Here is a 13406-nt window from a genome sequence, read left to right as displayed (position 1 = left end):
GCGGAAGCATGGGGTGTGCGCCACAAACTTGATCGGCAGCAGTTTCGAATCGACGATTTCGCCAGCAACGATGTTGGTCAACGACACTTCGGCAGTCGGGATCAGGTACAGATCGGCTTCGCCTTCGCGAGCGATCTTGAACAGGTCTTCTTCGAACTTCGGCAGTTGGCCGGTACCTTGCAGCGCCGGGGCCTGGACCAGATAAGGCGTGTAAGCCTCTTCGTAGCCGTGCTCGGTGACGTGCAGGTTGATCATGAACTGCGCCAGGGCGCGGTGCAGGCGGGCAATCGGGCCGCGCAACAGGGCGAAACGTGCGCCGGACAGCTTGGCGGCGGTTTCGAAGTCCAGCCAGCCGAATTTCTCGCCCAGGGCAACGTGGTCCTGAACCGGGAAGTCGAACGCGGTCGGGGTACCCCAGCGGCGCACTTCGACGTTGCCGTCTTCGTCATCGCCAATCGGCACCGACTCGTGCGGCAGGTTCGGAATACCCAGCAGGATCGAATCAAGATCAGTCTGGATCGCGTCCAGCTCGACTTTACCGGCGCTCAATTCGTTGGCCATGCGCTCGACGTCGGCCATCAGTGGCGCGATGTCTTCGCCGCGTTGCTTGGCCTGACCGATGGATTTGGAACGGGCATTACGCTCAGCCTGCAGTGCTTCGGTGCGGGTCTGGACGGTCTTGCGCTGTTCTTCCAGCGCTTCGATGCGCACAACATCCAGCGTGTAGCCACGGGATGCCAGGCGGTCCGCTACGTCCTGAAGGTTGCTACGTAACAGTTTGGAATCGAGCATGTCGGTTTCTCGTTTATCAAAGTTTGGTCAAGGACAGGCCGGCCCAAGTGGCAAGCAGCCCGCCGAATACGCTGAGCGCCGCATAGCCCAAAGCCAGCGGCACTTGCCCGCTTTCCAGCAAGCGCACCGTATCCAGTGAAAAGGATGAAAAAGTCGTCAGCCCTCCGAGGAAGCCGACGATCAACCCGGCGCGCACCTCAATCGGCACCTCCGGGCGTATCAAAAACAGACCGTATAGAACGCCGATCAGCAAACAGCCCACGATATTAACGGCCAGCGTAGCGGTATAGAAGTGCCGCGGCCAATTAGCGTTGATCCAGTTTCCGGTCGCGAACCGCAACAGCGTGCCGGCGACACCGCCGATGGACACCGCGATGACCAATGGAATCACTATTTTCTCCGCTGCCGGGGGCTCAAACGGTCAAGCTGGGCGAGGTGGTTGAGCTTCTCGCCGATCTTTAGCTCCAGACCCCGTGGCACCGGCTGATAGAACGGCTGCGGCTCGAGTTCTTCCGGGAAATAATCTTCCCCCGCCGCGTAGGCATCCGGCTCATCGTGGGCGTAACGGTATTCGTCGCCATAACCGAGTTGTTTCATCAGTTTGGTCGGGGCGTTGCGCAGGTGCAGTGGCACTTCCAGCGAACCGTGCTCGGTGGCGCTGCGCATCGCGGCCTTGAAGCCCATGTACACCGCGTTGCTTTTCGGCGCGCAGGCCAGATACGTAATGGCCTGGGCCACCGCCAGCTCGCCTTCGGGGCTGCCGAGGCGCTCCTGCACTTCCCACGCCGCCAGGCACAGGCTCAGGGCGCGCGGGTCGGCGTTACCGATGTCTTCGCTGGCCATGCGCACCACGCGCCGGGCCAGGTACAGCGGATCGCAACCGCCGTCGATCATCCGCGCAAACCAATACAGCGCACCATCGGGGTTGGAGCCGCGTACGGATTTATGCAGTGCGGAAATCTGGTCGTAGAACGCCTCGCCACCCTTGTCGAAACGTCGACGGGTGTCACCGAGTAGACTTTGCAGCAGATCGACGCCGATTTCGCTGTTGTCTTCGGCCAGGTCCGAGGCGTTTTCCAGCAGGTTCAGCAGTCGCCGGCCATCGCCATCAGCAGCGGACAACAGCATCTGGAAGCCTTCATCGCTGAGGGTCAGTTGCCGCTTGCCCAAGCCACGCTCTTCGGTCAGTGCGCGATGCACCAACTTGCGCAGGGCCGCTTCGTCGAGGCTCTTGAGCACATACACGCGGGCCCGGGAGAGCAAGGCGTTATTGAGTTCGAACGAGGGGTTCTCGGTGGTCGCACCGATGAATATCAGCGTGCCGTCTTCAACGTACGGCAGGAAGGCATCCTGCTGGGACTTGTTGAAGCGGTGCACTTCATCGACAAACAAAATGGTGCGTCGACCGTACTGCCCGGCCTGTTGCTTGGCGATTTCCACCGCCTGACGGATTTCCTTCACCCCGGCCAGCACCGCCGAGACGGTTTCGAAGTGCGCGTCCGAGACTTCCGCCAGCAGCCGCGCCAGAGTGGTTTTGCCCACACCCGGCGGGCCCCAGAAAATCATCGAATGCAGGGCACCCTGCTCCAGGGCTTCGCGCAAAGGCTTGCCGCGAGCCAGCAGGTGTTCCTGACCGACGTACTCGTCCAGATTGGCCGCACGCAGGCGGGCGGCCAAGGGCTGAGCTATCGGGGCACTGCGAAACAGGTCCATCACTACTTGCGAAACCTCACTACTTGAACGCCGTGGGCTCCTGTGGGAGCGGCGTTATTCCTGGATTACATCGGCACCCTTTGGGATGTCGAACTTGAACTTGGAAGCCGGGATCGGCTCGTTGGCCTTCACGCCGGTGAACAGAATATTGGTACGCTGACCGACGCTGTCGATCATTTGCATGTCGTTGACCAGACCGTTACGGAACGACAGACGCAGGCTGTCGAACAGGGTGTCTTTGGTTTTCGGCTTCAGGGTGAAGTCGATCACGCCGCCGGCTTCCTTGGCGCTGATGTCGAAGCTCTGGCTGATCTTGGACACGTCACCAGACAACAGCAATGCAGGCGTCTGGGTCAGGCGTTGATCGAGTTTCTTGATCGTGGCCTGCTCCAGGTCCGGGTCCCACAGGGTGACTTTCTTGCCGTCGGAGACCATGGTCTGCTCGGCAGGGGGATTGGTGTGCCAGTAGAACAGACCCGGGCGCTGCAACGACATGTCGCCAGTGGTTTCCTGCAATTGGGTGCCGCTGCCATCGAGGGTCAACTGGGAGAAACGGGCAGTCAATGTCTGGGATTTTTCCAGCAATTGGGTCAGGCGTGCCACGTCCTTGTCATCGGCGTGGGCCGAGAGCGTGGTCAAAGCCAGTACCGGCAGCAACAGCATGCGGATAAGACGCATGGGAGTCCTCATAACATTCGTGGGGGATCGGGCGGCGCGTGTGCGCCACCCGCTTTTCAATTTAAGGACGCGATTCAAATCAGTCGCGCACCGGGCCCGGGGCCAGGACTTCACGCGAACCGTTGGTGTTCATGGACGTCACGACCCCGGCCATTTCCATGGCTTCGATCATGCGTGCGGCGCGGTTGTAGCCGATTTTCAGTTTGCGCTGAACCGCAGAGATGGACGCGCGACGGCTTTCCAGGACGAACTGCACCGCTTCGTCGTAGAGCGCATCGGTTTCGGCATCATCATCGCCACCCCCACCGCCATTCTCAAAGCCGCTGCCGGCTTCTTCGACACCGGCGAGGATGTCGTCGTTGTATTCCGGCGCGCCGCGCAGTTTCCAGGCCTCCACCACGCGGTGAACCTCGTCATCGGACACGAACGCGCCGTGAACACGAATTGGCAGACTGGTGCCCGGCGGCATGTAGAGCATGTCACCGTGACCCAGCAGTTGCTCGGCGCCACCCTGGTCGATGATGGTCCGGGAGTCGATCTTGCTCGACACCTGGAACGCCATGCGCGTCGGGATGTTGGCTTTGATCAGGCCGGTGATCACGTCTACCGACGGACGCTGAGTGGCGAGGATCAAGTGGATACCGGCGGCACGGGCCTTCTGGGCGATACGGGCGATCAGTTCTTCAACCTTCTTGCCGACGATCATCATCATGTCGGCGAATTCGTCGACGACCACGACGATGGTCGGCAACTTGGTCAGCAGCGGTGCTTCATCGTGAATGCTTTCGCGCTTGTACAGCGGATCAGTCAGCGGCGTACCGGCATCCTGGGCTTCCTTGACCTTGGCGTTGAAGCCGGACAGGTTACGCACGCCCATCTTCGCCATCAGTTTGTAGCGACGCTCCATCTCCGCCACGCTCCAGCGCAGGGCGTTGGCCGCGTCCTTCATATCGGTCACAACCGGGCACAGCAGGTGCGGAATGCCTTCGTAGATCGACAGTTCAAGCATCTTCGGGTCGATCATGATCAGCTTGGCGTCTTCCGGGCCGGACTTGAACAGGATCGACAGGATCATCGCGTTCACACCCACCGACTTACCGGAACCGGTCGTACCGGCCACCAGCAAGTGCGGCATTTTTGCCAGGTCGGTGATGACCGGCTTGCCGCCGATGTCGTGACCGAGGGCCAGGGTGACCGGCGACTTGAAGTTGTCGTACTCGGGGGTCGACAGCACTTCGGAGAAGCGCACGATCTGCCGGTCTTCGTTCGGGATCTCGATACCGACAGTGGTCTTGCCGGGAATCACTTCAACCACACGCACGCTGGTCACGGCCAGGGAACGCGCCAGGTCTTTCGCCAGGTTGGAGATGCGGCTGACCTTCACGCCGGCGGCCGGMTGAATTTCGTAACGGGTAATCACCGGGCCTGGGTGAATCGAATCCACCGAGACTTCGACGCCGAATTCCTTGAGCTTGATTTCCAGCAAATGGCCAACCGCAGCCAGGGATTCGGGCGAGTAATTGAGTTGTTTCTTTTCCGCGGGGTCGAGAATCGAGATCGGCGGCAAGGTGCCTTCCACGGCGCTGTCGATGAACAACGGCGTCTGTTTCTCTTTTTCCACTCGCTGGCTCGGTGCAGTCGGTTTCGGCGGTGCGGGTGCAATGACCGGCGGCACCTGCTTCTCGCGTTCCGACATGTGCTTGCTCAGGGCTTGCTCACGCTCGATCAGGCGTTCCTTGACCTTGGCCTGCTCACGCTTGTCGGTGACGGTTGGCGCGACCACCTCATTCACGCGATCGTCAACTTCGCGCAGTTGCGCCACCAGTCGCTTGCGTTCGTTACGGGCCGCCCACCAGCGATTGGCCGCGCCTTGGAACAGTTCAAACAAGTCGAGGGTGATCTTGCCGGTGAGGTCCATCACCTTGAACCACGACAGGTCGGTAAACACCGTCAGGCCGAACAGGAACAGGGCAATGAACAGCAATGTGCTGCCCTGAACATTCAGCCCGTTCCTGGCCAGATCGCCGAGGCTTTCACCCAGCGCACCGCCGGCACCGGCCGGCAGGCCCGTGGCAGCATGAAAATGGATATGCGCCAACGCAGCGCCGGACAGCACCAGAAACACCAGGCCAATCAGGCGCCAGGAGAACAGCCAGCCGCTCCACTGCCACGGTTCGTGGCGCTGGCGGAAGATCTGATAGACCTTGACCGCGAGCAACAACGGGAAGATGTAGGCGAAGTAGCCCAGCACCATGAACAGGATGTCGGCGCTGTAAGAACCGGCCGGGCCGCCGAAATTCTGCACGTCATCAATCTTGCTGTTATGGCTCCAGCCCGGATCGTCCTTGCCGTAAGTCAGCAAGGCCATCATCAGGAACAGGCACAAGGCGCCAATGGCGATCAATGCACCTTCCTTGAGCCGGTAGTGCAAATGCTGGCGCCAGAGCGGAACGACTGTTTTGGGTGCTGCGGTGGATTTCTTCAAAACGTTACTTTTCCTGCGCCTGGGGCGCGTCCATCTGTTGAATGACTATAAAAAACTGCCCAATCCAGGCAGGTAAAAAAGTTAACAGGCGCAACCGGGACTACTTTTAACACTGCACCCGGTGTTTTATAAACACGGCGCGCACTGCTTATTTTGTTACAACCCCCCTTGCACGCAGGCATTGTACGGGTTTGCCCGTCCGATGCCATGCTTGAGGCGCTGGATGTAGCATAGCCAAAAGCACCACGGCATGCGGTCAATTTGAGCATGCATTCTCTTTCGTGACAAAGGCTTATGAGGTGTTTTTATGAGCGAAGCGAAGCATTCACGCTTGATCATTCTGGGTTCCGGCCCTGCCGGTTACAGCGCAGCCGTGTATGCCGCCCGCGCTAACCTCAAACCCGTTGTCATTACCGGCATACAGGCCGGTGGCCAGCTCACCACCACCGTCGAAGTCGACAACTGGCCCGGCGACGTCGAAGGCCTCACCGGCCCGGTGCTGATGGAACGGATGCAAAAACACGCTGAACGCTTCGACACAGAGATCGTCTACGACCACATCCATACCGCCAAGTTGCAACAGCGCCCATTTGAACTGATCGGCGACGGTGGCACCTACACCTGCGACGCCCTGATTATCGCCACCGGCGCTTCGGCGCAATATCTGGGGCTGCCCTCGGAAGAAACGTTTGCCGGCAGAGGGGTTTCAGCCTGCGCGACCTGCGATGGGTTCTTTTATCGCAATCAGGTGGTGGCGGTGGTCGGCGGCGGCAATACCGCCGTCGAAGAAGCCTTGTACCTGTCGAACATCGCCAAGGAAGTCCATCTGATTCACCGTCGCGATAAGTTGCGCTCGGAAAAGATCCTCCAGGACAAACTGTTCGAAAAGGCGGCCAACGGCAATATTCGCCTGCACTGGAATCAGAATCTGGATGAAGTGCTGGGCGATGCCAGTGGCGTGACCGGTGCCCGCCTGCGCGACAGCCAGACCGGCGAAACCCGTGAATTGGCGCTGGCCGGGGTATTCATCGCCATCKGCCACAAACCCAACACCGATCTGTTTATCGATCAGTTGCCCATGCACGACGGTTATCTGCGAGTCAAAAGCGGCAACGAAGGCGACGCCACCGCCACCGCAATCCCCGGCGTGTTTGCCGCCGGCGATGTCGCCGATCACGTTTACCGCCAAGCCGTCACGTCGGCCGGGGCCGGCTGCATGGCCGCGCTGGACGCCGAGAAATACCTCGACGACATTCCCGGCGTTTAACGGCACACTTTACGGCGGGCCTGCCAGCCCGCCACCACCCTCCCCTTCTGCAAGCCCGGATGCCATGCTGACTTGGTTACAACGCAATACCCTGACCTTTCCCCCGCTGGAAAAAGCCATGCGCGACCCCAACGGCTTGCTGGCTGCGGGTGGCGATCTGTCTGCCGATCGTCTGATTCAGGCCTATCGCCACGGTTGTTTTCCGTGGTTCTCCGAAGGCCAGCCGATTCTTTGGTGGTCGCCGGATCCTCGCACGGTGCTGTTTCCCGACGAACTGCATGTTTCCCGCAGCCTGGGCAAATTGCTGCGCCAACAGCGCTATCAAGTAACTTTTGATCAGGATTTCGCCGCCGTCATCCGCGCTTGCGCAGCCCCACGCGATTACGCTGATGGCACCTGGATTACCCAGGCCATGCAGGACGCTTACATTGAACTGCACAGGCGTGGTCACGCGCATTCGGTGGAAGTCTGGGATCAGGACGAGCTGGTTGGCGGCCTGTACGGCCTGGCGATGGGCCAGCTGTTTTTTGGTGAGTCCATGTTCAGCCGCGCCGACAATGCGTCCAAGTATGGCTTTGCCACACTGGTGCGACATCTGAAAGACTCGGGTTTTGTGCTGATCGACTGCCAGATGCCGACCGATCATCTGCACAGCCTCGGCGCCCGGGCGATTGCACGCCGCGAATTTGCTGGCTACCTGGCGCAGCATCTGGATCAGCCTAACCGCGCCACATGGGTTTGCTGAGCGACTTTTGCGCGCGTGGCTTACACTTAGGGGGCGCTCCCAATGAGTTTCGCGGCGGTGAAACTCATTAGGAACGAACGCCCCCAAATCAAAGCTTATCCCGAGGGTTGATCATGACCGAGTTGGCGCGCTTGAAGTTCTATGCCACTCAGCCCCACTCTTGCAGCTATCTGCCAGATGAGCAGGCCACGACCCTGTTCCTCGACCCTAGCCAGCCCATGGACGTGCATGTCTACGCAGATTTGTCTGAAATGGGTTTTCGTCGCAGTGGCGATCATCTGTACCGGCCACATTGCCAGAACTGCAATGCGTGCGTACCGGCGCGAATCCCTGTGGCGCAATTTACCCCCAACCGCCAACAGAAACGCATTTTCAAACGCAATGCCGACCTACAGGTTCGCCCGGCCAGGGCACAGTTCACCGAAGAGTATTTCGGCCTCTATCAGCGCTATATCGAACAGCGTCACGCCGATGGCGACATGTACCCGCCGAGCCGCGATCAATTTGCGACCTTCCTGGTGCGCGACCTGCCGTTCTCGCGCTTCTACGAATTTCGTCTCGAGGGGCGGCTGCTGGCGGTGGCTGTCACCGACTTACTGCCGAACGGTTTGTCAGCGGTGTATACCTTTTACGAACCCGACGAAGAACGCCGCAGCCTGGGGCGTTACGCGATTCTCTGGCAGATCGGCGAGACCCGCCGCCTCGGACTGGACGCTGTCTACCTTGGCTACTGGATCAAAAACTGCAAAAAGATGAGCTACAAGACCCAATATCGGCCTATCGAGCTGCTGATTAATCAACGCTGGGTCATCCTGAACTAGAACCCCTTGGCTTAAACCCCATTTTTCGGGCACAATGCACGCCGCTTTTGCCTGGCGCAGTTGCACCGGGCCATTCATTGGACACCGAGGGCTTTACTGCATGTCGAAAGAAGACAGCTTCGAAATGGAAGGCACTGTCGTCGACACCCTGCCCAACACCATGTTTCGTGTGGAGTTGGAAAATGGGCACGTCGTAACCGCGCATATCTCCGGCAAGATGCGCAAGAACTACATCCGTATTCTTACCGGTGACAAAGTGCGCGTCGAGCTGACGCCCTATGACTTGAGCAAAGGGCGCATCACTTACCGCGCTCGCTAATCAAGTCAATACAAAACGCCCGGCTCTGCCGGGCGTTTTTGTTTGTCTGCGCTTGCCGATCGTTCCCACGCTCTGCGTGGGAATGCCTCAACGGACGCTCTGCGTTCGGCTTTTGAAGGGACGCGGAGCGTCCCGGGCTGCATTCCCACGCGGAGCGTGGGAACGATCAGTCAGCAGACAGCAAAAGGCGCCTCTCGGCGCCTTTTGCTTTGTAGCGGTTAACGTCAGGCCATTTCAGCCGTGGTCTCGAACTCGAAGGTCAGCTCGCCGTCCTTCAGATCGATATGCACCACACCGCCATGGTCGGCCAGTTCGCCAAAGAGGATCTCTTCGGCCAGTGGACGCTTGATCTTGTCCTGGATCAAACGCGCCATTGGACGAGCGCCCATTGCCGTGTCGTAGCCACCTGCTGCCAGCCAGCTGCGCGCTGCGTCTGTCACTTCCAGCTGCACGCGCTTGTCTTCCAGCTGCGCCTGAAGCTCGGTAAGGAACTTGTCCACCACGCTTTTGATGACCTCATGGCTGAGGCGACCAAACTGGATAATGGTGTCCAGACGGTTGCGGAACTCTGGCGTGAAGCTCTTCTTGATCACTTCCATCGCATCGGACGAGTGGTCCTGATGGGTGAAACCGATCGAAGCACGCGCTGCTGTTTCGGCACCGGCGTTGGTCGTCATGATGACGATCACGTTACGGAAATCCGCTTTGCGCCCGTTGTTATCGGTCAGCGTACCGTGGTCCATGACCTGCAGCAGCAGGTTGAAGACTTCCGGATGCGCCTTCTCGATTTCATCGAGCAACAGCACACAGTGAGGTTGCTTGGTGATGGCTTCGGTCAGCAGGCCGCCCTGATCGAACCCGACGTAACCTGGAGGCGCACCGATCAGACGCGATACGGTGTGGCGCTCCATGTACTCGGACATGTCGAAGCGAACCAGTTCGATACCCAACGCCTTGGCCAGCTGACGCGCCGCTTCGGTTTTACCGACACCGGTGGGACCGGCGAACAGGAACGAACCGACAGGCTTGTCAGGCGACTTGAGTCCGGCACGGGACAGTTTGATCGCCGTCGACAATGAATCGATGGCGGCATCCTGGCCAAACACGGTCAGCTTCAGGTCACGCTCAAGGTTACGCAGCAGTTCTTTATCGGAACTGGTGACGTGCTTAGGCGGAATCCGCGCGATTTTCGCAACGATGTCCTCGACCTGAGGAACTTCGATGCGTTTCACACGCTTCTCGATCGGTTGCAGACGCTGATAGGCGCCCGCCTCGTCGATGACGTCGATGGCCTTGTCCGGCATGTGCCGGTCATTGATGTAGCGCGAAGCCAGCTCAGCAGCCGCACGCAGCGCCTCATCACTGTATTCGATGTTGTGGTGCGCTTCGAAACGCCCTTTCAGGCCGCGCAGGATGCCAATGGTGTCCTCCACTGAAGGTTCCGACACATCGACCTTCTGGAAGCGCCGGGCCAAGGCACGGTCCTTCTCGAAGATCCCGCGAAACTCCTGGAACGTGGTCGAACCGATGCAGCGGATATCACCCGAGGACAGCAGTGGCTTGAGCAGGTTCGAGGCATCCATGACGCCACCGGACGCGGCACCCGCACCGATAATGGTGTGGATTTCGTCGAYGAACAGGATCGCCTGTGGACGTTTTTTCAGCTCATTGAGCAGCGCCTTGAAACGCTTCTCGAAATCGCCACGGTATTTGGTCCCGGCCAGCAAGGCACCCAAGTCGAGGGAGTACACCACGCTGTTGGCCAGCAGGTCCGGCACCTGGTTGTCGACAATGCGTTTAGCCAGGCCTTCGGCAATCGCGGTTTTACCCACGCCCGCCTCGCCCACCAGCAGCGGATTGTTTTTGCGACGGCGCGCCAGAATCTGCGCAACGCGTTCGACTTCCAGCTCACGGCCTACCAATGGATCGATTCGGCCCTGGCGCGCGAGTTCGTTGAGGTTGCTGGCATAAGCATCCAGAGGATTGCCTGAAGAAGAAGACTCACCGCCCTCGTCGTCCTGCATATCTTGCTCACCTTCAGAGTGATCGCCATGCCCAGGCACTTTGGAAATGCCATGAGCGATGTAGTTGACGACATCAATGCGCGCAACGCTCTGCTGTTTCAGCAGGAACACTGCCTGACTCTCTTGCTCACTGAAAATGGCGACCAGCACGTTGGCGCCAGTCACTTCACGCTTGCCCGAGCTCTGTACGTGGAAAACAGCACGCTGCAGTACACGAACATAGCTTCACCTCATACCCAAGTGGTCGGCGATTAACCGTCCTTCTCGATTTCACAGAGTAGCGGATGCTGGCTTTCCCTGGCGTACTGGTTGACCTGCATGGCCTTTGTCTCGGCAATGTCGCGGGTAAACACTCCACATACTGCCCGCCCTTCTGTATGGACGGCCAGCATGACCTTGGTCGCCAGCTCGCGATTCAGGTTAAAAAACACCTCGAGCACTTCGACGACGAAATCCATCGGTGTGTAGTCATCGTTGAACAAAACCACCTTGTACATCGGCGGTGCCTGTAACGCAGGCTTCGCCTCCTGAACAGCAATGCCTGCGGAATCGTCGTCGTGTTCCTCCGGGCGATCTTTCTGGAGAGTCGGGCGATCCTGATTGAATGTTAGTCGAATCTGGCTGATTGCATGCATGGAAAGAAAGGTTCGTCAGTTGTGCTAATACAGTGGTGGGGGCGGCTATGGACGATTTCAACACTGACCGCCCGGTCACCTTGACTATCGGTAAAACGGTGTTACAACCAATAGAGCCCACAGTGGGTAAAAAAGGTCCGCAGAGTCAATCTAATTTATATGACTGACTGTGGATGTACTGGATGATACTCCAGTGATGGAGTCTGTTGCAGAGGGATATGAGCATGTCGGTCGGCAAGGTGAAATGGTTCAACAATGCCAAGGGATTCGGTTTCATTAACACCGACGCCAGAGAAGGTCGTGACGAGGATGGCAAGGAAATAGATTTCTTTGCCCACTTTTCGGCCATCGAGATGGACGGTTACAAGACCCTCAAGGCAGGGCAGATCGTCAACTTCGAGATCGTACAGGGCCCCAAAGGCTTGCATGCTGTGAAGATTACGTCTGCCACGCTCCCTAGCGAACAGACCGCGCACGCCACCCAACAAGAAACGGTGTCGAGCTGACGCAAGCCGTCATCCGGCTATAAAAAAACCGCCCGACTCAACGTATTGAGGCGGGCGGTTTTTGTGTGGCCGTGATTCAGCTACATCGCCGCTTACATATGCGAGATCAGCGCATCACCAAACGCAGACGAAGACAGCAGCGTCGCCCCGTCCATCAGACGTTCGAAGTCATAGGTCACGGTCTTGGCGGAAATCGCGCCGTTGGTGCCCTTGATGATCAGATCCGCCGCTTCGGTCCAGCCCATGTGGCGCAGCATCATTTCGGCAGACAGAATCAGTGAACCCGGGTTGACCTGGTCCTTGCCGGCGTATTTCGGCGCAGTACCGTGGGTGGCTTCGAACATGGCAATGGTGTCAGACAGGTTGGCACCCGGTGCGATACCGATACCGCCCACTTCCGCCGCCAGGGCGTCGGAGAGGTAGTCGCCGTTCAGGTTCAGGGTCGCGATCACATCGTACTCGGCTGGGCGCAGCAGGATCTGCTGGAGCATGGCGTCGGCGATGGCGTCCTTGACGATGACATTCTTGCCGGTTTTCGGGTTTTTGAACTGCATCCACGGACCACCGTCGAGCAGGGTCGCGCCGAACTCTTCAGCGGCCACTTCGTAGGCCCATTCCTTGAAGGCACCTTCGGTGAACTTCATGATGTTGCCTTTGTGCACGATGGTCAGCGAGTCGCGGTCGTTGTCGACCACATACTGCAGCGCCTTGCGTGCCAGACGCTTGGTGCCTTGCAGCGAAACCGGCTTGATGCCGATACCGCAGTTTTCGTCGAAACGGATCTTGGTGACGCCCATTTCATCTTTGAGGAATTTGATGACTTTGGTCGCTTCCGGCGAACCGGCTTTCCACTCAATACCGGCGTAGATGTCTTCCGAGTTCTCACGGAAGATCGTCATGTCGACGTCACCTGGCTTTTTCACCGGGCTCGGCACGCCTTCGAACCAGCGCACAGGGCGCAGGCACACATAAAGGTCGAGTTGCTGACGCAGGGCCACGTTCAGGGAACGAATGCCGCCACCGACCGGGGTGGTCAGAGGGCCCTTGATGGAAACCACGTAATCCTTGACCGCGTCCAGGGTTTCCTGAGGTAGCCAGGTGTCCTGATCGTAAACCTGAGTCGCTTTCTCCCCGGCGTRGACTTCCATCCAGGAAATTTTGCGCTCGCCGCCGTAAGCCTTCTTAACAGCAGCATCGACAACCTTGATCATGACCGGGCTGATATCAACGCCAATACCATCGCCTTCGATGAAGGGAATGATCGGGTTGTTAGGAACATTGAGAGAATGGTCCGCGTTGACGGTAATTTTGTCGCCGACGGCTGGAACCTGAATCTTCTTGTCTCCCATGCTGAACTCCATTGTTTGGATTGAACATCTGGCTTCGTTCGCGCGTAACCCAGTTAAAGCGGCGCGCAATCC

General features: G+C 58.7%; 12 protein-coding genes and 1 pseudogene. 5 read left to right on the top strand and 8 right to left on the bottom strand.

Annotated features, from left to right (window positions below; genetic code table 11):
• The 5 genes from AC1DSG_RS21385 to AC1DSG_RS21365 all read right to left on the bottom strand — a co-directional run.
• Positions 1–792 (bottom strand): aminoacyl--tRNA ligase-related protein (locus AC1DSG_RS21385; RefSeq protein ID WP_477792669.1); only part of this gene is annotated, 792 nt, incomplete at its 3' end.
• Between the two features lie 16 nt (positions 793–808).
• Entirely contained in the window at positions 809–1183 is a 375-nt protein-coding gene (gene crcB, locus AC1DSG_RS21380) for a fluoride efflux transporter CrcB (protein WP_477792668.1), read from the bottom strand.
• Positions 1183–2505: a replication-associated recombination protein A gene (locus tag AC1DSG_RS21375; RefSeq protein ID WP_111448954.1), complete on the bottom strand. Its 1323-nt coding sequence runs from the start codon at positions 2503–2505 to the stop codon at positions 1183–1185. Before AC1DSG_RS21375 ends, crcB begins: the two co-directional genes overlap by 1 nt.
• A gap of 54 nt (positions 2506–2559) precedes the next feature.
• Complete coding sequence (lolA, locus tag AC1DSG_RS21370; RefSeq protein WP_477792667.1) at positions 2560–3183, bottom strand: outer membrane lipoprotein periplasmic chaperone LolA; 624 nt, start codon at positions 3181–3183, stop codon at positions 2560–2562.
• Between the two features lie 79 nt (positions 3184–3262).
• On the bottom strand, positions 3263–5668 hold the full coding sequence (locus AC1DSG_RS21365) for a DNA translocase FtsK (protein WP_477792666.1): 2406 nt from the start codon (positions 5666–5668) through the stop codon (positions 3263–3265).
• 307 nt (positions 5669–5975) lie between these two features.
• Between AC1DSG_RS21365 and trxB the strand changes: the two genes are divergently transcribed.
• The 4 genes from trxB to infA all read left to right on the top strand — a co-directional run bounded on the left by trxB (position 5976) and on the right by infA (position 8820).
• On the top strand, positions 5976–6935 hold the full coding sequence (gene trxB, locus AC1DSG_RS21360) for a thioredoxin-disulfide reductase (protein ID WP_477792665.1): 960 nt from the start codon (positions 5976–5978) through the stop codon (positions 6933–6935).
• Positions 6936–6999: 64 nt separating this feature from the next.
• Positions 7000–7680 carry a leucyl/phenylalanyl-tRNA--protein transferase gene (gene aat, locus AC1DSG_RS21355; RefSeq protein ID WP_477792664.1) on the top strand — a complete coding sequence of 227 codons (681 nt, stop codon included), beginning with the start codon at positions 7000–7002 and terminating at the stop codon, positions 7678–7680.
• Positions 7681–7793: 113 nt separating this feature from the next.
• Positions 7794–8501 carry an arginyltransferase gene (locus AC1DSG_RS21350; RefSeq protein WP_477792663.1) on the top strand — a complete coding sequence of 236 codons (708 nt, stop codon included), beginning with the start codon at positions 7794–7796 and terminating at the stop codon, positions 8499–8501.
• A gap of 100 nt (positions 8502–8601) precedes the next feature.
• On the top strand, positions 8602–8820 hold the full coding sequence (gene infA, locus AC1DSG_RS21345) for a translation initiation factor IF-1 (RefSeq protein ID WP_002553999.1): 219 nt from the start codon (positions 8602–8604) through the stop codon (positions 8818–8820).
• Positions 8821–9044: 224 nt separating this feature from the next.
• Here the strand turns inward: infA and clpA are convergent.
• Together clpA and clpS are read right to left on the bottom strand one after the other, a co-directional pair.
• Positions 9045–11066 (bottom strand): annotated as a pseudogene (clpA, locus tag AC1DSG_RS21340) (ATP-dependent Clp protease ATP-binding subunit ClpA); the annotation flags it as partial.
• 29 nt (positions 11067–11095) lie between these two features.
• A complete protein-coding gene (gene clpS, locus AC1DSG_RS21335; protein ID WP_020799529.1) occupies positions 11096–11479 on the bottom strand; it encodes an ATP-dependent Clp protease adapter ClpS in 384 nt (127 codons plus the stop codon).
• A 224-nt stretch (positions 11480–11703) separates the two neighbouring features.
• Between clpS and AC1DSG_RS21330 the strand changes: the two genes are divergently transcribed.
• Complete coding sequence (locus AC1DSG_RS21330) at positions 11704–11985, top strand: cold shock domain-containing protein (protein ID WP_477792662.1); 282 nt, start codon at positions 11704–11706, stop codon at positions 11983–11985.
• A gap of 92 nt (positions 11986–12077) precedes the next feature.
• Here AC1DSG_RS21330 and icd read toward each other — a convergent pair whose 3' ends face one another.
• Positions 12078–13334, bottom strand: coding sequence for an NADP-dependent isocitrate dehydrogenase (gene icd / locus AC1DSG_RS21325; RefSeq protein WP_477792661.1), 1257 nt, complete (start codon positions 13332–13334; stop codon positions 12078–12080).
• Positions 13335–13406 lie beyond the last annotated feature (72 nt).

This window comes from Pseudomonas sp. P5_A12 (assembly GCF_056400685.1).
The sequence above is the reverse complement of the archived record's forward strand: the minus strand, read 5'-3'. Positions and strand labels throughout refer to the sequence as shown.